Here is a 24191-nt window from a genome sequence, read left to right on the forward strand (position 1 = left end):
ACTCGGTTGATTTGTTTCATCATCGAGTCACCCTTTTCTATTTTTATCTTTCATATTCGTGGTTTTAGGTAGTTGGTCTAGTTGATTTTGTTTAATTTGATTCTAACAATAAACGGATAGATGAGACGGTAATACTTCGATCGTTACTGGAAGTTTTGTTCCTTCATCTCCATCGATATTTGTTGCCAGTTCTTCTTCGTCCACTAAAGAAATCACTAGTTTTTCTGCGGTCTGATACGCAAGATTCTCCGTTGTCGCATCGACCCCTTTGATCAAATCAGGCACTGCTTTTAAGGTATCAAAAAATGAGCGGTCTTTTAAATATACAAAATGAAGCTTGCCATCATTGATTTCTGCCTCTGGTAAGAGCGTCTCAAAACCACCGACTGAGTTTGTCAAACCAATCAGCAGTGTGCTACTTTCGATTTCTTCCTCTACGCCATCAGCTTCCACACGGAACGTATAGGATTGGGTATTCGTCAGTTGTTTGAAGCCAGAAATAAAATAAGCCATCTTTCCTAGTTTGGTTTTCTTTTCAGGATCAACGTCATTGATCGCTTCTGGAATCGTTCCAATGGCAACGACGTTCATAAAGTATTGATCATTGATTTTCCCGATATCTAACGGTTTCGTGTGGTCGATCGAGAATTGTTGGATGGCTTCTTCTGGATCAATCGGCATATTCAATGCTCGGGCTAGATCATTGACCGTTCCTAAAGGAAAGAAGCCAAAATTTGGTCGTTCCTCTTGCTCTGCGAGACCGCTGATTGCCTCATTGACTGTTCCATCACCGCCCATCGCAAAGACACTATCGACTTTTTCCAACGCCCCTTCACGAGCAAAATTTGTTGCATCGCCACTTTTTTCAGTGTGCAAGACTTGGACTTCCTCAAAAATGGTACGCAATTTATTTTCTGCCATTTCTTCATATTCTTTTGCTTTTTCTCCTCCAGAACTAGGGTTAACGATCAACAACGCTTTTTTCATCCGATTTCTTCCTTTCTTGTTTGTTCTTTCTCTTACAATAACATAAAACAAGAAAATTCTAAGGAATGATGCTATTGGGAAAAGCAACAAAAAAGCGGTAAATCCTGAATCAACAGAATTTACCACTTCACTTTTCAGATCATTTATGCGACAAAAAATACTGCCGCTTCAAAACATGCCACTTGACTCATTAAACCTAAACTATTCAGAAGCACCGGTTATTCGGCTTTAGTGCATTCTAGACCTTCTTCCGCACTCTCATGTAACGATACTTGAAATAAAAAATAGCCACTCACTTAAATTGATTATTTGCACCTATTCATTGTTACCTGAGATCATGAAGCCCGACCAGCCATAAAACCAAATAACCGGTACTTCCGAAATACTTTGTTTATTGCGATTGCCAATCGGCTGGATAAGTGACATAGATAAAGCGTGCTTCACCAGTTACTGAGAACTGGATACTCGTACTTTTCGGGATCAAGATCAATTCGCCAGCTTTTGCAGAGACTTTGCGTCCATCGATCAATACATCTAACTGACCAGAAATCACATAATCGATTTCATCATATTCTAACGTCCAATCAAAAGTCGTATCGGTCATTTCCATAATGCCACAACCTAGACGTGGGCTTTCTTGTAATGAAAAAAGATCTTTTGTATACACACGGTCAGCAGGGTTACCTGTATCAAGGCGATCTTCCTCAGAAACAGTCATTTCTGCTAGTCTAATGGAAGCAACACCACTAGGATCGACCTGTTTTGCCGGCATCAATTTTTCCATCACTAATTGTCGTACTAAGTTTTCGATCATTTGACGATCTAATTCTGCCATTTTCGCCACGCTCCTATTCTACGATCGTTTGCTCTTTCGTTGTTGTTTGCTCACTTACGGTTACTTCTTTTTCTTTTCCTAATAAACGATTGGCCATGAATACTGCGACAAAGATTGCAGTGATCCCACCAACGATTTTTCCAACCATCATCGGGAAAATCATTTCTTTCGCCACGCCCGCAGTAAAGCCTAAATGATCACCTAAAATAAATGAAGCAGAAACTGCAAATGCTACATTGATGATTTTTCCACGACGGTCCATATCTTTTAACATTTGGAACATTGGGATATTGTTTGCTAAAGTAGCCACCATGCCGGCAGCTGCAATTTCATTCATACCTAAAACTTTTCCTAATTTCATCAATGGTTTGTTGAACACTCGTGTGATGACAGCTACTAAACAGAATGCGCCAGCCAATGTCAACGCAATGTCACCCACTACTTCGATACCTTCTGTCACCGGAGCAATTCCTGGAATCAATGTGATGTCAACTAATTGTTGGATTGCACCAATGACCAAGCCAGCAATTGCGACGATTACTACACCTTTACCAAAGACATTGAATCCTTTGATCATCCCTTGTGGCGCTAACCATAGACCAACGATGATCAAAGCAGCCACGATCACGATCGGCAATAAGTTTGGTAAGATCATACTCATTGGCATACCAGCGACTAAGCCACCTGCTAACAAACCTAATGGAATCGTAATGATCCCGCTCAGCACACCTGTTGCTAAGTATTGTTGATCTTCTTTTTCAATGATCCCTAAGGCAACGGGAATCGTGAAAACTAATGTTGGGCCCATCATTGCACCTAGAATCGCACCGGCAAACAAGCCAGCTTGTGGATCATGTGCCATTTGTTGTGCTAAGGCGAAGCCACCCATATCGTTTGCTAACAAAGTCGTCGCAAACATCGAAGGATCCGCACCTAAGAATTCATACACAGGTACAACGATTGGGCTAAGAACTGTTGCAAGAACAGGTGCTAATGTGATGATCCCGACCATTGACAAAGCTAATGAACCCATCGCCATCAAGCCTTCTTCAAATTGTTCCCCTAAACCTAATTTGTTCCCGATACATTTATCGATCCCGCCGATAACTATAAAAAGAACCATGATATACATAATGATTTCATTGATACTCATCGTAAATCTCCTTTATTCTTCAATTGAATCAATCACACCGACAATCATTGCATCAATGGGTGTATCTGGATCACCAGCTGAAATTCTGGCTGCTTGTCCTTTGCTGATCAATACCTTGTCACCAACTCCGGCACCGGCATTGTCTGCTGCGACAATAAATCCGATTTTTGTTTCTTTCTCGTCTAGTACATCGACCATCAGTAGTTTCCAACCATTTAGTTTTTCATCTTTTCTGGTCGACCATAGACTTCCAGTCACTTCACCTAATAGCATCTGTGATCCCTCCTCATTTGAATAAACGATTTCTTAGCGCATACTCCTCTGCTAAAGGTGTCAACCGTTCCTGATTCATTAAATCTATTCCATTTGTTTGTTGTAGTCGCTGGATCAATTGCTTCTCTGTGATATACTTTCGCTTTGGCAACTCATTTGCTAACACCTTTTTTCGGCAAGCCGCTAAAAATGAGTCATAGCTTGCATTTTCTTCTTCGAAAAAATACATCCCATAACGTTGGCATTGCACTGTTGATTCAGTGATTTTCTTTTTCAGGTGGTACTTCATTTTGTTTGGACTGTTCACTGACTCTGTTTGCAGAACCAAGACAGGCTTTCCTGCGAACAAAAAAGAAAGGATACTCGCCGTTTTACGATCAATCGGTAGCAACTGAGCAATCGCGGCCAATTGAGGAAAACTGACATGTTGGACGACTAAGCCATCGCTTTTCGTTGGATCTTGCGTTTCTATCCAATCGACCATCGATCGTTCAGCGAATAACGTTGTAGGATAACTTGCTTTTTCGTCCATCCATGCTAACTGATAGTCAGCTGCGGGCAATCGGTTCATCAGCATTTCGGTGACTTGCTGAATGACTTTTTCAATCTCCGTTACCTTCACGAAATCCCCTCCCTATTTACAAATGTAACCACGATCTCCTTTGTTCAAGCCACACGCATTTGCTTCATCGTAATCAATGTGCATATACGTCGCAAAATCTGGACTGACACGGACAACCACATCATCAAAGATCAGCGGACGACTTGCTTCCACACGTACTTTCACCGTTTGACCATTCACTACTTGGTTTTTGTTTGCATCTTCTGGCGTCATATGGACATGGCGCTTTGCCACGATCAACCCTTTATCTAATTGAACAGCTGATTCACCGTTCATCAAGACCACACTTGGTGTTCCTTCGATTTTGCCGCTTTCTCTGACAGGCACGCGACTGCCTAAAATACGTGTATCCGTCATCGAAACTTCGACTTGTGACTCCGCACGTTCTGGGCCTAAAATAACCACATTTTGGAATAAGCCTTTGGGACCTGCGACAGTGATCCGCTCTTTGCAGACATACTGACCTGGTTGGGACAATTCTTTTACTTTGGTCAATTGGTATCCTGGACCAAATAATGCGTCGATATCTTTGCGACTCAAATGCACGTGTCTTCCTGAAGCTTCTACTTCGAAAGAATGTTGTTGTGACTGGATACGTTGTACCACTTCATTGATAATTTCATTTAAATGATCCAATCGGTTCATCTCCTACTCATTTTTCGGCAGTTGAATCATACGTTGCAATTCTTCTGCCCATAACATAAAAATAGCTAAATCTGTCGGAAATTCTTCTAACAATTGACTGATTTTCTCTATTTGATACTCGATCTCATTGATTGAATAGCGCAAGGTTCTTTTTTGCAAGGAGGAACGATACATCATTCCTGAAAGTCGTTTTGGATGAGTTGAGAGCTTTTCCCCATCCAATCGACTAAAGCTTACTAACCAATCTTGCTGATACTCTAAATACAACCAACCTTCGGCATAAATATCGTTTTCTTCCAATAAATGAAAGAAGAGTAGATTTTTCAGTTTTTTTATTTCTAAACAGATTTTTCGTCGCACACTGGGCATCAACGATTCTTGTTCAAACATAGGTTGCTTAGGTTTCTCCATTGGAGAAGAAACGAGGTTTTCTCGCATAAGCGGAATATGATGCTCACGTAAATAGCTAGAAGCTGCGGGAGTCAAAAGACAATCCTTTGGCACAACGAAAGTGATTCCTGTTTGTATTTCTTTTTTCCGAAACATGTGCCGTAACTGGTCTTCTGTAATCACACTCATAGGACGCTCTCCTTTCTCCAATGGATTATTTCCAAGCATTGATCTCGTCTTGGAAACAAGCCTATAACAATAATATCCACTTTACTTCCACAACATAGATAAACGGCATTCCAGAAGCAACTCCTTCAAAAATAAGGGCGAAAAGCCAAAAATATGAGAAAATATTTTCGGCTTTTCGCCCTTATTTCTCGGAGCTGAACCCTTCTGTCACAACCTCTTGTTTCATTTTAGATGTCTATAACGATGATTATTCAGCCACTTTTGGTAAAATCGCATCTACTTCAGTGTGAGGACGTGGGATCACGTGTACAGATAATAATTCGCCAACACGTTCAGCTGCTGCTGCACCTGCATCTGTTGCTGCTTTTACAGCCCCAACATCACCACGAACCATGATTGTTACTAAGCCGCCACCTACTTGTTCTTTGCCGATCAATGTTACGTTTGCTGCTTTCACCATTGCATCTGCTGCTTCAACAGCACCTACTAATCCACGAGTTTCGATCATTCCTAAAGCGTTTGTACTTGACATTATAATTTCCTCCTATTGTGTGTGTTTTCAATTAATATATATTACATATTATTGTAATCGAGCTAATACTTGGGCAACGAGTGTATCGATCAACTCATCTTTGTTGCCCCCTTGGTTGTTTGTTTCTTGGACTGGCATTTGAGCGCCAGCGCCAAATTCTTGACGGATGTCCGCTAGATCAGTGACACCGTAAGCGACACGACGAACATTGAATAGGTTTTCTACTCCGATATTGTCAGATGTAGAACTTCCACCAACGGCGCCACACCCTAGTGTCAACGCTGGAACTAAGCCAGTTGAAGCCCCGATTCCGCCTAATGAACCTGCGGTGTTGATCAACAGACGAGAAACTGGTTTTCTTAAGCCAAATTCACGGACGACTTCTTTGTTTTCAGTATGGATACACATTGTGTGTCCTGCACCTTCACCTTTTAAGATTTCTACCGATAGATCACAAGCTTCTTGCCAGTTTTCTACCGTGTAAAAAGCAATGATCGGTGCTAATTTTTCTCTTGAGAATGGATACTTGATGCCAACGTTGCTTTCTTCTGCCACGATCAGACGACGATCAAATGGAATATTCAACCCAACTAATGAAGCGATATGACGAACCGAACGTCCAACGATTTGTGGGTTCATCGTGCCGTTAGGTCGTAAGATAAAGCGAGACAATTTATCTGCTTCGTCTGGACTCAAGAAGTAAGCACCTTGTTTGATCAATTCAGCTTTGACTGCTTCACGATTGACTTTTTCCACGATGATCGACTGTTCTGATGCACAGATCGTTCCATTATCAAATGTTTTAGAATCCATGATCCGTTTCACCGCCATTGGGATCAATGCGCTACGTTCAATATATGCTGGACCATTGCCTGGGCCTACGCCGATCGCCGGTGTTCCTGAAGAATACGCAGCTTTGACCATCGCATTGCCACCAGTGGCTAAGATCAAGTTTGTATCTTTGTGGGTCATCAATTCTTTTGTTGCTTGCATCGTTGGTGTCGTGATCACTGAAACACTCTCTTTTGGTCCATCCGCAGATTCGATCGCTGAACGAATGATCTCCACTGTCGCTTGGATCGATTGTAATGCGTTTGGATGTGGGGAGAAGACGATACTATTCGCAGCTTTCAATGCGATCAATGCTTTGTAGATCACTGTTGAAGTTGGGTTTGTCGATGGGATCAACCCAGCAACTACGCCAACAGGTACGGCAATCTCCGTTACCTTTTTCTGTGGGTCTTCATTGATGACACCCACTGTTTTCGTATGTTTGAATTCTTCATAAACGATTTTTGAAGCAAAAGCATTTTTGATGATTTTGTCTTCATAGATGCCGAAGCCAGTTTCTTCATTCGCCATTTTCGCTAGACGTTCACGTTGTGCAAATGTAGCGTCTGAAACGGCTTTGACGATTTGATCAATCTGCGTTTGCGAAAATGTTTCTAATACTTTTTGCGCCTTTTTTGCAGCTTCGATCAAATCACGGGTTTCTTGGATCGAGCGTAAATCTTTATCCACGATGGGTCACTCCTTTAATTTCTGCCATGATCGCCTCTACTAATGATTGTTTGCTTGCAGATTTGATTTCTGATGGTTTTAAATGTTTCACATTCAATTTGTAAGCTTCTTTTCGTAGCTCTGCGACACGTTTTGCTTGTAACTCCGCACGACGATCGTTTGTTTCACTGATCTGGGTGGCTTCAACCTTCGTTTCGACTTTCGTCGGCTCGGCTGGTTCTTCTGTTTTCGGTTGTTGAAAAAGGATGTGCGTCTGTTCATCCACCCGTGAAATCACATGATGTGAGATCAGACAGTTCAACGCCTTCGCTACGACGACCCCTGCATCGACTGCTGCATTCACAGCAGCAACATCACCACTTAGTTGGACAGTGGTTAGTCCACCTTTGATGATCTCCGCATTCAACAAGGTCACATCTGCGGATTTCAACGCAGCATCGCTGACACTGACAGCGCCTAAAAATCCGCGAACTTCGATCATTCCAATCGCATTCATTCGTGACACTCCCTTAGTAGCTCAACGGATTTTCTGCAATCCGTTGAACGACCTGTTCAAAAGCTGTACAAGCTGCTTTACATGCTGATTGACTACCCGTTAAAAGCGCCCCACCAAAGTTTGTTTCAGATGGTGGTCCAAAGAAACTGCAGATTTCAACATCCGCCGCTTTCAATGCTGCATCTAGTGCAACCATCGCTTCTAAAGGTGGCGCGATCAAGTAAGCAATTGCTTCGCCTTCACGAATGTTCGCTTCTTTTGATAAGTATCTTCCAGAACGAGAAACCACATGGGCAAAGTACACGATGCTGTCATCGTCATTTGCACTGATAAAGCTTGCTTCTTGTTCAATGACTTGTGTCACGACAGATAGTCCACTGGTGATCTCAGCCGGACTTGGTCCAGCAATGATCCCAATCACTTCACCCGCAAGTTTCGTAGAGGCATTCGCCGCTCCTGCATACATACTTTTTGCATAAACAACTTCTACTTCCGCTGCCTTTGTTGCTTCATCTAAAGCCACATAAGTCACATCATCACAATCTGATGTCACGATACCTAATGAGCGCATCCCTGGTGTCAACCCAAATTGCTCCGCTAATGCAGCATCTACATTAGGAATGACTTGAACACTTAAGACGTTTGCGCCTAAACGATCATTTTTCATTGATGTTTCTCCTCCTATTCGGCTTCTTTCAACTCAATACCAGATTTTTTCTTATCTAACATTTTCTTGATCAATTCCGCAATATATGCACCGGCCTCGACCGCTGGTGTCCCACCTTTATGGATGTTTGAGATCACTGTACGACGAGCTTCTGGCATTCCGACAGTTGGACGGTAAGCAACATACGCACTCATCGATTCTGCTGTTACAAGCCCAGGACGTTCACCAACTAATAAACAAACGACCTCTGCATCGGTGATTTCGCCGATTTGATCCATTGATGGTACACGACAATATTTTACGAATACGACTTGATCAAAATCTAAGCCATACATTTTCAAGCCTTGTTTGATTGCTGGTAGTACTTCTTTGATATTTGCTCCGATAGCCGCAGAACTTAATCCGTCCCCAACAACGATCTGTACTTTGGCTTTTGCGGTCGTTTGTTGTTTGATTTTTGTGCTATTTTCTTCGTCAAATTGACGACCAAAATCTGGACGAGTCAAGTATTCGTCTTTTGTTTTACAAATCGTTTGTGTTGAAATGAAGCCCATTTCCTCAACCAATTGCGGATCAACATCAGAGAATACGGCATCTTGTGCTGCTGCATGGTCCGCACGGAAACGTAAGGTAGAATCAGTCATATAGCGAGTGCCTGTACGTCCCACTCCGATACGAGCAGGTGTAAATGCCTTCATACGCAAGTATCCTGTTTCGTCTTTTGCATCTTTGACCAAAAGCTGTTTCCGCAGATCTAACTCTGTGATGTCATCGATCATCCCTTCTTCTACTACTGGCATGGTTGTTGTCATCGTATTTGTTGTTGCGGCTGGTGCTTTCGGTTGTTCTATTGTTTTTTCACCGGCTACCATTTCACTTAGCATGGAAGTGATCATTTCTTTCAATTGTTGTTCGTTCATTTTTTTCTTGCACCCCACTTATTTGATAAATACTGAAGCATCGCCGGCTAGGCTTGTTAATTTCCCATTTTCCATCAAGCCCATTTTCTCCATCCAACCTTCAAATTCTTTAATTGGACGTAAACCGAACAATTCACGGACTGTTGCTGTTTCATGGAAACCTGTCGTTTGGTAGTTCAACATCACATCATCCCCATGAGGAATCCCCATAATATACGTACACCCGGCTGATGTTAGTAACACAGCTAAGTTTTCCATATCATTTTGATCTGCTTTCATGTGGTTTGTATAACATACGTCACAACCCATTGATAAACCTGTTAGTTTACCCATGAAGTGATCTTCTAAGCCTGCACGAATGACTTGTTTTGAATCATACAAGTATTCTGGTCCAATAAAGCCGACAACAGTATTCACAAGGAATGGATCAAATTTCTTCGCTAATCCATAGCAACGTGCTTCCATCGTTACTTGGTCTGCACCAAAATGAGCTTCAGATGATAACTCAGAACCTTGACCAGTTTCAAAATACATCACGTTCGGTCCAGCTGCTTGGCCATTGCTCAATGCTAATGCTTGCGCTTCAGCTAACATATCCGCATTCAAACCAAACGCAGTGTTTCCTTTTTCTGATCCAGCAATGGATTGGAAAACTAAACCAGTCGGTGCGCCTTGACGCATGGCTTCCATCTGGGTCGTCACGTGAGCCAAGACACAGGTTTGTGTTGGAATCTCCCATTCGCTACGAAATTCTTCAAATTTATCTAAACAACGTTTCACGCTTTCTGTCGAATCATCCACTGGATTCAATCCGATCAGTGCATCGCCGGCCCCGTACGATAATCCTTCCATTACAGAAGCCATGATTCCGTCTACGTCATCTGTTGGATGATTTGGTTGTAGACGATTGGAGAAAGTACCTGCGCGACCGATTGTTGTGTTGGCTGTTTTTTCAATGTGGATTTTTTTTGCGCCTACGATCAAGTCCATATTTGACATCAATTTGCAGACTGCCGCAATCATTTCCGCAGTCAATCCATGAGAGATATATTTGATTTCAAAATCTCCTGTTTTGTCTGAAAGGATATATTCTCTTAATTCGGCAACTGTCCAATGTTTGATCATGCCGAAAATACGCATGTTGACTTGGTCGATGATGATACGTGTGACTTCATCTTCCTCATAATCAACCACTGGATTGTTGAATAAATCGTTTAAAGTCAGATGAGATAGCACGACTTTGGCTGCCACTCGTTCTTCCGCAGAAGTTGCTGCCACACCCGCTAATTTATCTCCTGATTTTTCTTCATTTGCTTTAGCCAATACTTCTTTGACTGAAGAAAATTGATAGGTTTTGCCAAATAATTTTGTTTTTAAAATCATTTTTCTTGTCGCTCCCTTAATTAAATACTAATGTTTTGACAACTACCGGTAACACTGCACCTTCGGCAACAGGTTGACCAATATCGATATAATCCCCATTTTCTACTTTGACGGAATCAATGCAGATGAACGGATAATTCCCCGGTAAATACGCATATAATGCATGACCTAATGCTTTTGCCATGTCCTCGTCCACCATGATGACTAGTGGGATATTTTCATTGATCAAGGCAGATAACCCCCGAACGATGCCTTTCCCATATCGTTGGACGTCTGCGAATGTCGGATTCACGAGCCCCTTCATCGCTAAAGCGATTTGCGGTGTTTCTTCCAAACGATGCCAAGCCAGCTTTTCATTGATTCGCTCACCCATTGCTTCCGCAGGCAAGGACTCATCTTCTTGGGAAACTTTCAAGATCGGAATATTTTTGATTGGCAGGATCTGCTCATGATAAGCGATCGTACTGCCACTAATATCAGCGGTATGGGAACCTGCACCGACCACCGTTGCCCGAATCGTTTCATTACTTTGTAAGACTTCTTTTTCAACAAAAATTTGCGATTTTCGTAAAGCCGTACCTAATAACAGACCGATATCCCCATACTTGAATATATCTGTCACTTCTTCGATCAAGCAATCCGCTACGCCACCAGAAAAAGTGACGATTGGTAGTTCGCCATCTAGCCGTAATCCTCGGTTCGTAATGAATAACTCATAAAAGGGACTTCGTTCTCCGATACCCACACTATTCGCCAAAACTTTTACTAACTCATCGATCACTGGTTGGATGGCAGTAACAGAAGCTTTTGTTCCAACTTTCAAGGGTAATCTCAACTGCTCGACCATTTCTGTGATCTTTGGTGAAATATACGAAATATTCCCTGCTTGGTCGACCTTGATCAACCGACCACCGATATCAAAACAGGCGGTATCATCGATTTCCCCATCGGTGAAGACGACTAAATTACTCGTGCCGCCGCCGATATCGATGTTGACGACCGAAGCATGACGCTTTGTCGAATACTCTTGCGCGCCTGCCCCTTTTCCGGCAATGATACTTTCAAGATCTGGGCCAGCTGTCGCGACCACGAAATCTCCAGCAAAGCCACTCAGTGCTTGTAATACTTTGCTCGCATTGGCTTTACGAGCTGTTTCACCGGTGATGATCACCGCACCCATTTGGATTTGCTGCTTTTCTATCCCTGCTTGGTGATATTGTCGGGAAACAAACGCTTTGATTGCTTCATCATCAATCATTGTCTGATTGATCAAAGGAGTGAAGATGATTTCACTACGGTAGATCACTTCCTTATCTGAGATCGTGATCCGAGGAACAGAAAACGCAGAGGCGAAATTTTCGATCGTCAACTCAGATAAAACAAGCTGAGTCGTCGAGGTACCTAAATCGATCCCTACAGTAAGAATTTTTTCTTTTGCCATCTTTTTTCTCCTTTCTGCAAACAAAAAATGCTTAAAGACAGCCTAGAATCTCTTCTACGCATCTTTAAGCATCGTTGCTTTTTCACCGAACAACATCTTTGGTGTTCTGTTCAAAATAGAAACAAGTTTTTGTTCCTTTATTGGATGATTCAATTTTTACTTTTCCTTTTAGCTTATCTTTGATATAGCTATTCACGATCATCAAACCTAAACTGGTCTCTTTGTTTCGGTTGATATCGTAGCCATTGCCATTATCTGTGACAGTGATCGTAATGACTCTATTTTCGATTTCCCCGCTGACTTCAACTACGCCATTTTGATCTGCCTCAAAGGCATGATCAAAGATATTTTGGAGTAATTCGTTAACGACTAAGGAAATGGAAACCATTTGATCGCTAGAAACAGTGATCGTCGGATCAACGGTTAGATTCAATCGCACTTTCTCCGGATTGAAAATATGCCGGAAATTGTACATCACTGCCTCAAGCATTTGTCGCAAGGAAACATTATCTTCCACTTGCTTCGACAATAATTCATGTGTCATCGCGATCGCCATGATCCGGTTCACACTTTCTTTTAGTACTTTACTAGCCTCTTTGCTAGTGGTACGGCGTGCTTGGATCCTCAATAACGAAACGACGGACTGTAAATTATTTTTGACACGGTGATGGATCTCGCGGATCGCCACCGATTTTGAGACGATTTCATCTTCTTTCTTTTTCACTTCTGTATTATCTTGAATAATCATTGCTACTCTCGATCCTGCATCAATCCAAACTTTTCGAATATTAAAGTAATAATTTAAATACGCTGTCTCTAATTCGATCAACCGATTTTCGGTCTGATCGTTCATCTGATAAAGAACATATTCGAACGTTGTATAATCAAGGGAGAGATTGTCATAGTGTAAATCGTTGATCATTTCGCGATAGCCTAGTTTTCGGTATAATTCTTTGGCCCGATGATTTGCTAAGACCAAATTTCCTGTGGTCGTATCAAAAATCAAGACCGCTTCGGCTAACTGGTCCATGATTAGAGGATCAACTGTCGATTCGATTGCTATTGTCCCTTGCTCGTTTGACTGTAATTCTTGTCGTTCAACTGCCCCAATCGGTTGCTCGACTCCCTCTTCTACGATGATCACACCAATTGTTCGTTGTTCATTACGAATCGGAAAAATGTTTTGTTTGATCAAGCGATTCTCTTGCGTGACTGCTAACAAACCAATGCTATTCAAGCTTGTTTCCATGGTCCGTAAAACGCCAGGTTCATTTTTTAATAACGCTTCTTTTCCGACAACTTCATGTTTATATAATGAGGGAATATATTTTGGCTTTTTGTGATAGACAACTAATGCTTCTTTCGTCATTTCATTAAAAACATCGATGAACACATCTGCCATCTCATAATGCTTAGACTCTGCTAAATAAGCACTCGTCCGACAAAGCTCTTGGATATCTGACTGGGTTAAGTTGGTATAACGCTGACATAATGTATTGATCCGTTCCATTATTCATCATCCATAATAATCAATTCTGCGATGTCACTCATCCGTGCGCGTTTGTTCATACTTAATGCGCGCAACATCTGATAAGCTTCTTCTTCAGAAATATTATTTTCTTTTGCTAAGATCCCTTTTGCCTTCTCTATAACTTTTCGTTCTTCCAATTTCAACTGTAGTTTATCGATCTGCTGCAGCAAGTTTTGGGTTTCTTTTCCTCTAGCGATCCCCATTTCAATGGTCGGGATCAATGATTTTGCATCTAATGGTTTTACCAGATAACCGATTGCTCCTAATTTCTTCGCTTTCTCCGTATTCTCATGATCACTGTAAGCAGAAAGAAACACGATACTCCCTGCTAACTGATCTTGGATGATTTTTTTACCGGATTTTAGACCATCTAAAATCGGCATTTGGATATCCATCAATACGAGATCCGGCTTGTTCTCTTTACAAACTTCGATTGCTTCAAATCCATCTGCGGCTTCCCCAACAACTTCATAACCAGCTTCCAGTAGAATATCTCGAGTGTCCAATCGTGTGATTGGTTCATCGTCTACTATCACAATTCTGCCCTTCATATTCAATACGCTTTGTCTCCCCCGAACTAAGTTCTTGTAATTTCACACGTCACAGAGAATTGCAAAATCTGTTTGAGTCCATCCAATACAGCATGTAATGCTGCTTCAACAGAACTCACGTCGCCAGAAATAACTACTGAACCAGAGAAACGATCGATAAAACCAATGGTAATGTCGCCACTTTTCGTTGCAATATCCACAGCGATGATTGCGGCTTCACTTGGCGTGATCGTCAAAATCCCTAACGCATTGCTTGTGCCTGCCGGTAATCCTAATTTTGTATAGACTTCCTTGTCGGGACTCGCAATGATGTGGGCTAAAGTGACTTGTTTTCCTGGGACGTATTCTTGGATCATTCGTTGTTTTTCTTCCAAACAAGACTCGCTCCTTCATTTTAAGCAATAAAAAATCCTCAATAATAAGCCATAAAGTGTTCACTTTACGCTTGTTATTAAGGGCCCCATTGCTCTTAAATTTTGAAGCACTCCGTTGTGCTCATTCATTATATGTTAACCTTTTCACGATGTCAATCTTTATAAAATGGCTTTTAATATTGCTCTAACGCCTTTTTCATCTGCCTTACGAGGATTCGTTCTCGTGCAACCATCTGCTAAGGAAGAGGTGGTAATTGCTTCTTCTTGTACTAATACTTCTTTTGAAGACAAGCCGTATTCACTCAACGTCGCTGGCATCTCTAATTTTTCTCGCAGCTGTTTGATCATACGAATCAAATTCTGCACACCTAAACGAGGATTTTTCGTTTGCGTATTGCTTATGCAGTTTGCTAATGCCGCATATCGTTCAGCCACTTTGATTTCAGTCACTTGACCATTTTCTAAACCACTATTGTAAGCAATCACTTCTGGCAGTAAGATCCCATTGATCCGTCCATGTGGCACATGTAAACGAGCGCCAGCAGCATGAGCGATTCCATGATTCAACCCTAATGAAGTTGAATTGAACGCCATCCCTGCCATACAAGAGGCTAAGTGCATTTGCTCTCTTGCTTCTTTGTCTTGCCCATTTTTGTAGGCTCGCTCTAAATATTCGAAAACTAAAGCAACCACTTTCTCACATAAGGCATCTGCTACCCCATTTGCTTCTGTAGAAACGTAGGATTCAATCACATGGGTCAGCACATCCATTCCCGTATCGGCAGTGATTTTTGGTGGGACACTCATGACTAGTCCAGTGTCTAATATCGCTATATCCGGTTGGATCTCTTCTGTTACTAAAGGGATCTTCAACCCCAATTCACTGATCGTGATCACTGAGAAGTTTGTCACCTCAGACCCTGTCCCACTGGTGGTTGGGATTGCAATAAATTGGGCAGTCAAGAGATCCATTGTCTTTTGCCCAAAATATTTCATTGCTTTCGCTGCATCGATGGCTGAACCGCCACCGATTGCTACGATGACTTCACTTTGAAATCTTTCCATTTCTTTGATTCCTGAAACGATTTTATCAAGTGGTGGATCAGGAACAATATCACTAAATACGTGATACTGATTTAAATAAGTCATGACTTTTTCTACCAGACCATTTTCTACCATAAAGGGATCAGTAACGATGAAAACACGCTTATCTTTGACACTCTCAAGACTTTGTAACGCATCTTCTCCCACAATGATCTGTGTCGAGAATTGTATACTTTCCACGAACATTCCTCCTTGAAACCAAAATAAAAGAGCCTTCAAACCAATGGAAATCACAAGATCCATTTGTCTGAAGCCCCTTTGCTTCTTTTACAATCCATACAACAGTGTATGGTGTCTATTCTGTAATTATTAATCAACACATGCGCTGGGAATCAGCAGTACGCCATTGTACTTGAAATCTCTTTCCCCATTGAAAGACCAGCCCAATATTCCCATACACATCATCGTGCTATGTGTGGGATTGAATCAAATATTCTTGGGCTGACTTTCAAAAAACGTCATTTTTTTAGCAACACCCTGTTTTGCCTCGAAACAGTTTGCCCAATAATGAAAAATAAGAAAAGACCTGACTTAAAAGCTCGAACGCTTTATCACAGTGGCGGGACCGTGCCAGCATCTCACTGGCTTCCATTCGTATCTCTCATAAACATTTGATTAATCTAACAGCACTTTACCACACTGTTTGTGAAAAATCAAACACTTTTTATAAACCTTCTTCTTTTATCTTATGGAAGACCTTCTCTCCTCTTGTATAAAAAACATCCTCTTGCCCCATTTGCACATTCATATAACGCGCCAACGCATAAAAATAGTCAGACAAGCGATTCACAAACACGATCACTTCAGGATTGATCGCCGCAGTCGCACTTAAACGGACGATATGTCGTTCCCCGCGACGAGCAATTGTTCGCGCCACATGGACCATGCTCGCTCCTTGACAGCCCCCTGGTAAAATAAATCGTTCGATATCCGGCGATTGCTGTGTATAAAAATCAATCCGTTCTTCCAACCAAGTAACGCTCTCTTGTTGGACTTTCAGCGGTCGTCCATCTTCCAAGACCGTTGATAAATCAGTCCCTACATCGAATAAAAGTTGTTGTAGTTCTTCCAATTCTTTCTTAAAAACCTCTTGTTCTTTTGACAATTGACTGATCGTATAGCCCAACCATGAGTTCAATTCATCGATCGTTCCATAACTTTCCACACGATCTGAATCTTTCGATACACTATGACCGCCAACTAATTTTGTCATTCCCTTGTCGCCTGTTTTTGTGTAGATTTTCATGATTCTCCTCCTAAGTACTCAATCAATTCTGCTAGTCCCGTTTTTTCGACTGATGAGACTTCAAACAGCTTCGTTGCTCCAGCTGCAAGCAATTGTTCACGTACACGCGTCAACTCTTTCTCGTCTTTCACTAGATCAACTTTGGTCATGATCCCGATGACTTCTTTTGGAAAGATGTGGCCAAATCCTGGTGAAAAAATCTGTTCTTGGTCTAACGCACTTTGCACCAAACCAATGACATCTGCTTCTGCTGCTGTTACAGTCAAAGCAGCGTAGTATTGGCGATGTAGAATAAATTCCCCTGGTGTATCGATCATCTCAGGATGAAATTCTACCGCTTGGGTCTTATCATAAACGATCGCTTCTCCTCGCAAGGCTTGACAAAGAGTGGTCTTTCCACAGCCAATCGCACCCATTAAAATGATTCTCCTCATTTACCTCTCCTCCATAAAAAAAGCCTAAAAAAGCAGAAAAAGCTCTACTTTTTTAGGCGTCATTGCCGTATTCATACGCACACATCGTTGTGTGCTTCTTTTCACTAGTGTAATCGCTTCTTTCAAGTTTGTCAAAATAAATCTTAGCATCTAACTATGTGAATAGTAAAATCCCTCACACTTATATTAAAATTTGAAGTTAACTTCAGATAGTCTATAAAATTGTGATTACTGATAGAAATCACAACACAAAGCAAATTGCCGCTATACCAATTGTATATATTGTTAATTAGTTGCTTGAACAATAGTAATAAAAAAAGGACCTCCACTTTCACTTTTTAGAATATATCTAAAATGAAAGTAGGGTCCATTTAATCACTTAAATTTCTAACGCACGATCGAGCGTGACATCATCGCGATCGTATAACGGTTTCCACGGATCGCACGGCTCATCGCCATGATATTTTCTACCGGAGCGATTCCCGAGTAGCCGGCATCCCCGATATGTTGGATATCCACACCACAAATTTTATTTTGGATCGCAATTTGTTTGATCGTGTCTGAATCGGATGATTCTTGGCTCATACCAATTACATTTGAAATTGAACTGTTCAAAAAAAGAAATTTCTGTTGAGAATATCACCCCTTCGATCGCACAATATTTAGATTTAGGAAAACATAACAAAAACATCTTTGTTGTTAGGAACTGGGCATATTTGACTGATTATACCCACTTTCAATACACAGAAAGTTGGCATCAAGTCGATTCATTCAAATTCGTTTTGTTGGCTGATCGGCCGATGAATCACTAATTGAGTCAAATAAAAATGCCATTGGAAGAGAGAACTCTTCCAATGGCATTTTTTCATTATCACTAATTAAAACAAAACAGTTGCTGGATCAATCAATTGCGCTTGAGCTAAGCTGTTGTCACGACTGATCTCAAAATGCAGATGGCTGCCTGTACTATTACCAGTAGAACCGACAAACCCAATGATTTGTCCTTGTTCAACTTCATCATCAACTTTCACAACGTATTCTTGTTGATGAGCATAAAGCGCTGTTGTGCCATCTTCATGTTCAATGGCAACATAATTTCCCCATGAAGGATGGAATTCTGCTTTGATCACAGTACCCGCTTTACTAGCATAGATTGGCTCCCCTTGAGGTGCCGCAAAATCTAATCCACGGTGGAATTCACCACCACGAGGACCAAATGGGCTAGAAATCGTATAATTTCTTAATGGCACGATATATCCTTCTTTATTCACTTCAGGTCCGGCAACTTCTTTGTCATATTGTTCTAAATCATAAGTTTCGATCAGACCATTTAGTTTTTCGTTATATCTTGTATCTGTTGCGTAACGGCCTGTTAAAAATTCTGTTGCTTCTTTATAAGTTTCTGCATTGGATTTCCAAGCACCTGAATAGAACTCACTATTTCCAGTCAATCCTTCAGTCATTAATTTAGCATAGTCTTCAAGACTTTCTTCATAGTTGGCATATTTTCTGAATGTTGCTTGGATCGTATACAATGTACCATCACCAGCATCTTCTTGTGTGGCAAAAGTCACACCATTGCCCTCATGTGTACCTTTGATCCCAAAAAGATTGTAGTTAGGGGCTTGCGCCAACTGGCTTTGTCCACTAGCTGATTCTAAAATCGCTTGGGCGATCATCACTGATGCGTATAAATCATGTTCTTGCCCGATTTCTCGAGAAGATTCACCGATTTTGCGAATGAAGCTCTCAACTGATTCATCTTTTTCAAAATGGATCGATCCTTCATCCGTTTCTTGACTTGATGGTACAAGATCTTGAATCGGTGTAGTTGCAGAAGGTTGACGTACCTCTTGAGCAACTGGCGCTGCAGGAGCAGGCGTTGGTGCCACAGGTGCAGCTGGTTGTGTCGGCTGACTCGGCTGTGGTGTAGTTGGTTGTGTTTCTCCAGTAGAACCGCCAGTTGATGGTGGCGTTGGTTTTTGTGGCTGACTCGGCTGTGTTGGCTCTGTCGGCTTCGTCGGTTCTGTTGGTTTTGTCGGCTCCGTTGGTTTTGTTTCCTCCGGTGTGCTTGGCTCTGTCGGTTCTGAAGTATCAGGTGTGGTTGGTTCACTTGAATCACCAGTAGACGGTGGCGTTGATTCTTCTGTACCATCTGTTGTTGTATCTGTTGTGTTATCTTCACCTGTGATATCAGACGAATCCGTCGTTGTTTCTGTTTGGGCTTCCGCTGTTACTGGTTGGTCCGCAGAAAAAACTTGTTCATCTGCTAATACTTGTAAAGGCGTAGTTAGTAACATTTGTGAAAGAAATACAAATGAAACTAATTTATACGTAGACTTTTTTTTCAATTTTCTTACATCCTTTTCTTTAGTTATTTTTAAGATACATGTTAGTTATGAATTTTTTGTTAAAAAAATAATAATTTTTATAAAGTAATAACAATTATTTATCTCATATTAATGCTTCGTTCCACTACTAATAACAAACGTTAAGTGAAAATATCTAGCGAACACTGAGATAATACGACAGACTTTTACTTTATTATAATTCATTTTAACAGGAATAAGAAGAGTTAAGCAGTCCATATTTTTTCATCATTAAGAGCAAAATTTGAACTTGACATTGATTTTTCCCCATTTTTTTTACCGAGTAATATCAAATAATCTATAAAAAAAGCCCTCCAAATATTGCTATTCAACTATTTGGAGGACAGTCTCTGCTAAATTGATATCGAAAAAAAGATAGAATAACCAATCCTATTAGTGAAGTTTACTACAAATTAAATACAGTTTGATTATTCAGTTTTTTTACGTCCAGTCAAATCATTGTTTCCTTTTTTACTGCAACGATTAGTACAACTACTACTAAGACACCTCCTAGAGCGATTCGCATATAAAAAACAGATTTTCCCGTTTTAGGAAGAAATGATTCTCTTAAACCATTTTTCTTTGGAGCGGATCTTCTTGGCTATGGTTGATTAGGAAACTCTTTTTCTGGTGTGGCTTCGTTATTCACTTTGACTTTAACGATGCTTAAACAAACTTTTATATCATTGATTTTTCCATATTCGGCGATGATCGTTCTATCTTTATAAATTTGACTTGGCAGCTGTGGGGCGTCGTTTTCACTTGTCAATCTATCTTCAATAATTCATCGTCTATTCAAAATAATATCTGTAAACTTTTTCTACAAACAAACGTATCTCTTTTTTATATGAGCATTTTTTTCTAACTTCATTTTCTATTTGCTCTACATCTAATTCTCCAAAAATATCTAAAGGTTTATTTCGAAGCATACGTATGGTTTCACTTAGTAAAGAGGTAAACTTTTCTAGAGTAATTCTTTGAGGTAAAGTATTTTGTAGTTCGATTATTTGTTCTGGTGAAAGTTCCAAATCAAAGAGTTCACTTCTCCTTAACTCAGTGTCCTCATTTTTAAAGACAGGTTTTTGTAACTTACAGTAAAATGTTTGACTCTCTTCATTTTTTAATACAAAGACTTCTTTATTTTTCTGTGACCTTATAGGGTATTTATCTACAACTGTTAGATTGTCAAAAGGACCTAGCTTTACAGACTTTTTCTTTCTATCATTTCCATGTAGTTCTTTTATCAAATTTTTTGATTCAGAAAAATTCCACATATCTCTTCTTTCGGGAATGGTTGCTTCCGGTATCGTTTTAGCCAACTGAGTGATATACTCAACATCTTGAACACCCAACCATTCTGATTTGATCCATCGTGTGCCATGGATTGCTCCTAATAAACCACCTGTTGCTGCCGCATTTGTATCCGTGTCACTCCCTTCAAAAAAAGCGATCTCTAACAATCCATTCTGTGGATCTATAGAGAATTTAGATACGATATAGATCGCTGTCAAACAAGTAACGACTCCTGAACCTTTCACTTTCGGATTATTGCAGTCTAATTTCGATAACGTCTCAGATGTTTGATCAAATAATCCATTTGCTAACGTTTCTTTTATTAATGTTAATCCATCAAATAACTCTTCTCCCGTCTGTTCCCACAGTTTTTGATAATTTATACCTATAGAAAATGAAGCATTCAACCAATCATTGATATTATTAGGTACAGGAAACTTAGACCATTCTTCTTTTTTATTAATGAGATAGTCAACTAATTCCCCATATTTCATTTGTTTGTTGTTGGTAATCAGATACTCCGCAGCTTTTCCATAGACTAACGCACTCAAAATAGCTCTAGGATGTCCATGGGTAGATATTCCATTCAAAAATATTTTTTGATTCATTTCTTCACTACTTATATTTTTCTCATAAGCATGCGAAATGACCCTCATGACTACACCATTTCCACCCGCTTCAAAATAGGATTGGATGGCACTCTTATTTTGCTTCCACGGTGGTTTGCCATTCGACCATGAACGAGCAGCGCGCTTCGTAGCTCCTCCTCCTCCACGTTCATAAAGCAACCACGAAGGTAATTCGCTTCTTCCAAAATAAGATAGAAAATTACGATAGTTTAACGCCCTCGCAGTCGCTAGCGTCAGTTGGGTATCATCACTGTAACTTCCTTTTTGTATGATTTCTTCTGTATAGGTGTGACCATAACCCGAACGTCTTACCCATTTTTGAAAATCTGTACTCCTAGCAGATTTATTTTTTGTTTGACTTCTTTCTTGTGGCCATCCCATGGCATCACCGATTGCAACCCCTAATAAAGATCCCAGATATTTATCTTCTATTGAGTTCATCCTCTCACTCCTATTCCATATAAAGACTTTCTTCAGGGATATCACCGGCTCTTAATTTATTCGCCAAATTTTTGTCATACATATCTGCACAAGTAAAAATTTTAATTGTGGATAGATCACATTGAGCAATTTCAAGACGATTCAATTCTTTCTTCGCTTGTGCTTGGTCTCTAAATACAATTCCTTTAATATTTGTCTTTGAGATCGAATGTCTTATTAGCACCTCCGCTTGATTATCAGTAGGTGAGCAGATCAACATATTCTTTGTTCTGTTCAATTCCATCTTCCCTACTGATCTAGACTTATACAGACTCTTGAAACTCGATAGACCACTCCTTATGAGTTTCCCACTTTCTGTAGCAGCATTACATGGACAAAAAAGAGTTTGATCATTAATGACACTAGGAGAAATCAACAAAATAGAGAATTCTTTAAATAAATCAAGCCTATTCCTCTTCTCTAACTCATATAAATAATAGACATTAGGGTATTCGATTGAACAACAAATATAATCTTCTTTACCATCAATTCTATTTAGATCATTTTTTTCCAGATCTTCTTTGATAAAATTGTTCGCAAGGATCTTACCATCTCTATCCAATATCTTGGGCAAATTTTTGGACTTAGTAAAATGGCACAAACGAGTAATTTTTCTCTCACTAATATATGATTCATACTCATTCATAACCGTTCCTCAAATCATATAAACTTGTATCCTCTGGCAATAGTTCAGTTAATTTGTCCACATACGTAATTATTACTCCAGATTTTGCCCGCGTCACACTTACATAGATCAATTTGACAAATTTTACTAGCGCGTCTTGTTTGCTACCATATTTAGCTATTTCCTCTTCTGTAGGCATATATCGATCACTCATAAATGGTAAGAAAACTAAATCAAATTCTAATCCTTTAGCAGAATGATAAGTTCCGATGTGCAAGTTGTCAGTATTCTTCCATTTACCCATGTCTTTTTTTAATATTGTATGCTCAATTCCTTTTTCAGCAAAAATAGACGCTATTAAATTGACATCTTCTCTCGTTTTGACTAGCACTGCTTTGGTTCTTGATACATCCGAGTTGTCTACTAAACCCATCAAAGATTCTATTTCCTCTTTTTTGTCTCTACATTTTATTACAAGAGGATTTGGACCAACCACATCTGGAACAATGGAGTCGATTTTATCATTCTCATCAATTTCAAAAAAGGGTAATTCCGAAATTGCTTTCGCTAACTTTCCGACTCCTGATTTGTTTCGATAGTTTTTTTCCAATTTCCAAATCTTGACATTATTTAGTCCCGCAGAACGCCATGAAATCCTACTTCCATAAATTTGTTGATTCTCATCACCAAAGAAATTGATACTACCATCTTTCGATACTAGCATACTCAAAGACTTCAACATCATTGGCGAAAAGTCTTGACCTTCGTCAACAAGTATATATTTATATCGCTTTTCCGTATCATCTCTTTGCGCTTCTTCAAACACCGCTGTAGCTATACTATCCCAATCATATAAATAGCCTCTTTTATTCCTTAGATCTACATATTGTTGGTAGACTTCGTAAAAATAGATTCTGTTTTTCCTTAAAATCCGAGCATCCCGTCTTCCAGTTCGTTCAATTTTAATATACGTCTCTTGATCCATTATTCCCATTTTTTGTATCCATTCAATTTCATCGATAAAAATATCCATATGTCGTTCTAACGTATTCTCATCAGGATATTTATTTTTCACTTTATCTAGCGCCTCTGCAATAAGTTTATTTTTTGATTGTAAGATGGCGTTTGTCTCCATTTTACCTCTTGAATTCAGATACCCTCGTGCCAACTTATGATAGTTTTGAATCAATAAATTTTTGGGAGAATCTTCTAATATAAACTCCATATATTTAATAAGTGTCCTATTATATGTAAGTATAAGGACTATATCATCAGGGTAATTTTTTGCCATATTTATCGCCCTAACTAAAGCAATAGTTGTCTTTCCGCTTCCTGCCGTACCTAAAACAACAATATTATCTTCATCAGAAAGATATAGTACATCCACTTGTTTTCCTTCAGGTTTTGGTAATCCCATAAAATAACCTCCACTATTTTATTTATCCAGATATCTCCCCCACGAAGAAAAGCGCTTACGAAAATTTATTGATTTGTCCCGGAA

At 40.1% G+C, this 24191-nt stretch carries 26 protein-coding genes, 1 pseudogene and 1 riboswitch; of the genes and pseudogenes, 1 reads left to right on the forward strand and 26 read right to left on the reverse strand.

Annotated features, from left to right (window positions below; translation table 11 throughout):
- Window positions 1-102: 102 nt before the first annotated feature.
- The 21 genes and pseudogenes from HZ311_RS04150 to HZ311_RS04250 form a co-directional block, all read right to left on the reverse strand.
- Window positions 103-987, reverse strand: coding sequence for a diacylglycerol/lipid kinase family protein (locus tag HZ311_RS04150; RefSeq protein ID WP_010734684.1), 885 nt, complete (start codon window positions 985-987; stop codon window positions 103-105).
- A gap of 391 nt (window positions 988-1378) precedes the next feature.
- Window positions 1379-1822 carry a cupin domain-containing protein gene (locus HZ311_RS04155; RefSeq protein ID WP_010734683.1) on the reverse strand — a complete coding sequence of 148 codons (444 nt, stop codon included), beginning with the start codon at window positions 1820-1822 and terminating at the stop codon, window positions 1379-1381.
- A 13-nt stretch (window positions 1823-1835) separates the two neighbouring features.
- Complete coding sequence (gene eutH / locus HZ311_RS04160) at window positions 1836-2975, reverse strand: ethanolamine utilization protein EutH (protein ID WP_178946481.1); 1140 nt, start codon at window positions 2973-2975, stop codon at window positions 1836-1838.
- Between the two features lie 12 nt (window positions 2976-2987).
- A complete protein-coding gene (locus tag HZ311_RS04165) occupies window positions 2988-3248 on the reverse strand; it encodes a EutN/CcmL family microcompartment protein (protein ID WP_010734681.1) in 261 nt (86 codons plus the stop codon).
- Between the two features lie 13 nt (window positions 3249-3261).
- Complete coding sequence (locus HZ311_RS04170; protein ID WP_023520156.1) at window positions 3262-3870, reverse strand: hypothetical protein; 609 nt, start codon at window positions 3868-3870, stop codon at window positions 3262-3264.
- Window positions 3871-3882: 12 nt separating this feature from the next.
- Complete coding sequence (eutD, locus tag HZ311_RS04175) at window positions 3883-4515, reverse strand: ethanolamine utilization phosphate acetyltransferase EutD (protein ID WP_034691491.1); 633 nt, start codon at window positions 4513-4515, stop codon at window positions 3883-3885.
- Between the two features lie 3 nt (window positions 4516-4518).
- The gene (locus HZ311_RS04180; RefSeq protein WP_010734678.1) at window positions 4519-5094 is read right to left on the reverse strand and encodes a hypothetical protein; all 576 of its coding nucleotides are present in this window, start codon (window positions 5092-5094) and stop codon (window positions 4519-4521) included.
- Window positions 5095-5341: 247 nt separating this feature from the next.
- Window positions 5342-5626 (reverse strand): BMC domain-containing protein, encoded by a 285-nt coding sequence (locus HZ311_RS04185; protein ID WP_010734677.1) that lies wholly within the window; start codon window positions 5624-5626, stop codon window positions 5342-5344.
- Window positions 5627-5674: 48 nt separating this feature from the next.
- Window positions 5675-7150 carry an acetaldehyde dehydrogenase (acetylating) gene (locus tag HZ311_RS04190; protein WP_137072707.1) on the reverse strand — a complete coding sequence of 492 codons (1476 nt, stop codon included), beginning with the start codon at window positions 7148-7150 and terminating at the stop codon, window positions 5675-5677.
- On the reverse strand, window positions 7140-7643 hold the full coding sequence (locus tag HZ311_RS04195; protein WP_023520158.1) for a BMC domain-containing protein: 504 nt from the start codon (window positions 7641-7643) through the stop codon (window positions 7140-7142). Before HZ311_RS04195 ends, HZ311_RS04190 begins: the two co-directional genes overlap by 11 nt.
- A gap of 13 nt (window positions 7644-7656) precedes the next feature.
- Entirely contained in the window at window positions 7657-8310 is a 654-nt protein-coding gene (gene eutL, locus HZ311_RS04200; protein ID WP_010734672.1) for an ethanolamine utilization microcompartment protein EutL, read from the reverse strand.
- 14 nt (window positions 8311-8324) lie between these two features.
- Entirely contained in the window at window positions 8325-9230 is a 906-nt protein-coding gene (eutC, locus tag HZ311_RS04205; protein ID WP_010734671.1) for an ethanolamine ammonia-lyase subunit EutC, read from the reverse strand.
- 18 nt (window positions 9231-9248) lie between these two features.
- Complete coding sequence (locus HZ311_RS04210) at window positions 9249-10613, reverse strand: ethanolamine ammonia-lyase subunit EutB (protein WP_178946482.1); 1365 nt, start codon at window positions 10611-10613, stop codon at window positions 9249-9251.
- A gap of 16 nt (window positions 10614-10629) precedes the next feature.
- Entirely contained in the window at window positions 10630-12054 is a 1425-nt protein-coding gene (eutA, locus tag HZ311_RS04215) for an ethanolamine ammonia-lyase reactivating factor EutA (protein ID WP_137072708.1), read from the reverse strand.
- An 82-nt stretch (window positions 12055-12136) separates the two neighbouring features.
- Window positions 12137-13564 carry a sensor histidine kinase gene (locus HZ311_RS04220; protein WP_010734668.1) on the reverse strand — a complete coding sequence of 476 codons (1428 nt, stop codon included), beginning with the start codon at window positions 13562-13564 and terminating at the stop codon, window positions 12137-12139.
- Window positions 13564-14136, reverse strand: a complete 573-nt coding sequence (locus tag HZ311_RS04225; RefSeq protein ID WP_034691823.1) for an ANTAR domain-containing response regulator — start codon at window positions 14134-14136, stop codon at window positions 13564-13566. The genes HZ311_RS04220 and HZ311_RS04225 overlap by 1 nt, the downstream gene beginning before the upstream one ends.
- A 26-nt stretch (window positions 14137-14162) precedes the next feature.
- Window positions 14163-14510: an ethanolamine utilization microcompartment protein EutS gene (gene eutS, locus HZ311_RS04230; RefSeq protein ID WP_023520162.1), complete on the reverse strand. Its 348-nt coding sequence runs from the start codon at window positions 14508-14510 to the stop codon at window positions 14163-14165.
- A 159-nt stretch (window positions 14511-14669) separates the two neighbouring features.
- Complete coding sequence (locus HZ311_RS04235; RefSeq protein WP_023520163.1) at window positions 14670-15794, reverse strand: 1-propanol dehydrogenase PduQ; 1125 nt, start codon at window positions 15792-15794, stop codon at window positions 14670-14672.
- A 287-nt stretch (window positions 15795-16081) separates the two neighbouring features.
- Window positions 16082-16231, reverse strand: a riboswitch (adenosylcobalamin (AdoCbl) riboswitch).
- Between the two features lie 47 nt (window positions 16232-16278).
- Complete coding sequence (locus HZ311_RS04240) at window positions 16279-16860, reverse strand: cob(I)yrinic acid a,c-diamide adenosyltransferase (RefSeq protein ID WP_023520164.1); 582 nt, start codon at window positions 16858-16860, stop codon at window positions 16279-16281.
- Entirely contained in the window at window positions 16857-17294 is a 438-nt protein-coding gene (locus HZ311_RS04245) for a EutP/PduV family microcompartment system protein (protein ID WP_023520165.1), read from the reverse strand. Before HZ311_RS04245 ends, HZ311_RS04240 begins: the two co-directional genes overlap by 4 nt.
- Before the next feature lie 387 nt (window positions 17295-17681).
- Window positions 17682-17885 (reverse strand): annotated as a pseudogene (locus HZ311_RS04250) (DUF7916 family protein); the annotation flags it as partial.
- Here HZ311_RS04250 and HZ311_RS16025 point away from each other — a divergent pair.
- Window positions 17864-18106 carry a UTRA domain-containing protein gene (locus HZ311_RS16025; RefSeq protein WP_023520167.1) on the forward strand — a complete coding sequence of 81 codons (243 nt, stop codon included), beginning with the start codon at window positions 17864-17866 and terminating at the stop codon, window positions 18104-18106. The pseudogene HZ311_RS04250 and the gene HZ311_RS16025 overlap by 22 nt on opposite strands.
- 66 nt (window positions 18107-18172) lie before the next feature.
- Here HZ311_RS16025 and HZ311_RS04260 read toward each other — a convergent pair whose 3' ends face one another.
- The 5 genes from HZ311_RS04260 to HZ311_RS04280 all read right to left on the reverse strand — a co-directional run bounded on the left by HZ311_RS04260 (window position 18173) and on the right by HZ311_RS04280 (window position 24107).
- Complete coding sequence (locus HZ311_RS04260; protein ID WP_023520168.1) at window positions 18173-19645, reverse strand: peptidoglycan DD-metalloendopeptidase family protein; 1473 nt, start codon at window positions 19643-19645, stop codon at window positions 18173-18175.
- Between the two features lie 619 nt (window positions 19646-20264).
- Window positions 20265-20432: a hypothetical protein gene (locus HZ311_RS04265; RefSeq protein ID WP_023520169.1), complete on the reverse strand. Its 168-nt coding sequence runs from the start codon at window positions 20430-20432 to the stop codon at window positions 20265-20267.
- 22 nt (window positions 20433-20454) lie between these two features.
- Window positions 20455-22026, reverse strand: coding sequence for an ADP-ribosylglycohydrolase family protein (locus HZ311_RS04270; protein WP_010734661.1), 1572 nt, complete (start codon window positions 22024-22026; stop codon window positions 20455-20457).
- A 10-nt stretch (window positions 22027-22036) separates the two neighbouring features.
- Window positions 22037-22711, reverse strand: a complete 675-nt coding sequence (locus HZ311_RS04275; protein ID WP_023520171.1) for a DarT ssDNA thymidine ADP-ribosyltransferase family protein — start codon at window positions 22709-22711, stop codon at window positions 22037-22039.
- Window positions 22704-24107, reverse strand: coding sequence for a UvrD-helicase domain-containing protein (locus HZ311_RS04280; RefSeq protein WP_023520172.1), 1404 nt, complete (start codon window positions 24105-24107; stop codon window positions 22704-22706). Before HZ311_RS04280 ends, HZ311_RS04275 begins: the two co-directional genes overlap by 8 nt.
- Window positions 24108-24191: the final 84 nt, after the last annotated feature.

Origin of the sequence: Enterococcus mundtii (assembly GCF_013394305.1) — a bacterium.
Lineage (GTDB): Bacteria > Bacillota > Bacilli > Lactobacillales > Enterococcaceae > Enterococcus_B > Enterococcus_B pernyi.

Coding starts and splice junctions, on each gene's coding strand:
- HZ311_RS04150 (WP_010734684.1), bottom strand. CDS start 987: ATGAAAAAAGCGTTGTTGATCGTTAACCCTAGTTCTGGAGGAGAAAAA.
- HZ311_RS04155 (WP_010734683.1), bottom strand. CDS start 1,822: ATGGCAGAATTAGATCGTCAAATGATCGAAAACTTAGTACGACAATTA.
- eutH (WP_178946481.1), bottom strand. CDS start 2,975: ATGAGTATCAATGAAATCATTATGTATATCATGGTTCTTTTTATAGTT.
- HZ311_RS04165 (WP_010734681.1), bottom strand. CDS start 3,248: ATGCTATTAGGTGAAGTGACTGGAAGTCTATGGTCGACCAGAAAAGAT.
- eutD (WP_034691491.1), bottom strand. CDS start 4,515: ATGAACCGATTGGATCATTTAAATGAAATTATCAATGAAGTGGTACAA.
- HZ311_RS04180 (WP_010734678.1), bottom strand. CDS start 5,094: ATGAGTGTGATTACAGAAGACCAGTTACGGCACATGTTTCGGAAAAAA.
- HZ311_RS04185 (WP_010734677.1), bottom strand. CDS start 5,626: ATGTCAAGTACAAACGCTTTAGGAATGATCGAAACTCGTGGATTAGTA.
- HZ311_RS04195 (WP_023520158.1), bottom strand. CDS start 7,643: ATGAATGCGATTGGAATGATCGAAGTTCGCGGATTTTTAGGCGCTGTC.
- eutL (WP_010734672.1), bottom strand. CDS start 8,310: ATGAAAAATGATCGTTTAGGCGCAAACGTCTTAAGTGTTCAAGTCATT.
- eutC (WP_010734671.1), bottom strand. CDS start 9,230: ATGAACGAACAACAATTGAAAGAAATGATCACTTCCATGCTAAGTGAA.
- HZ311_RS04210 (WP_178946482.1), bottom strand. CDS start 10,613: ATGATTTTAAAAACAAAATTATTTGGCAAAACCTATCAATTTTCTTCA.
- eutA (WP_137072708.1), bottom strand. CDS start 12,054: ATGGCAAAAGAAAAAATTCTTACTGTAGGGATCGATTTAGGTACCTCG.
- HZ311_RS04220 (WP_010734668.1), bottom strand. CDS start 13,564: ATGGAACGGATCAATACATTATGTCAGCGTTATACCAACTTAACCCAG.
- HZ311_RS04225 (WP_034691823.1), bottom strand. CDS start 14,136: ATGAAGGGCAGAATTGTGATAGTAGACGATGAACCAATCACACGATTG.
- HZ311_RS04240 (WP_023520164.1), bottom strand. CDS start 16,860: ATGAAAATCTACACAAAAACAGGCGACAAGGGAATGACAAAATTAGTT.
- HZ311_RS04245 (WP_023520165.1), bottom strand. CDS start 17,294: ATGAGGAGAATCATTTTAATGGGTGCGATTGGCTGTGGAAAGACCACT.
- HZ311_RS16025 (WP_023520167.1), top strand. CDS start 17,864: ATGATTCTTGGCTCATACCAATTACATTTGAAATTGAACTGTTCAAAA.
- HZ311_RS04270 (WP_010734661.1), bottom strand. CDS start 22,026: ATGAACTCAATAGAAGATAAATATCTGGGATCTTTATTAGGGGTTGCA.
- HZ311_RS04275 (WP_023520171.1), bottom strand. CDS start 22,711: ATGAATGAGTATGAATCATATATTAGTGAGAGAAAAATTACTCGTTTG.
- HZ311_RS04280 (WP_023520172.1), bottom strand. CDS start 24,107: ATGGGATTACCAAAACCTGAAGGAAAACAAGTGGATGTACTATATCTT.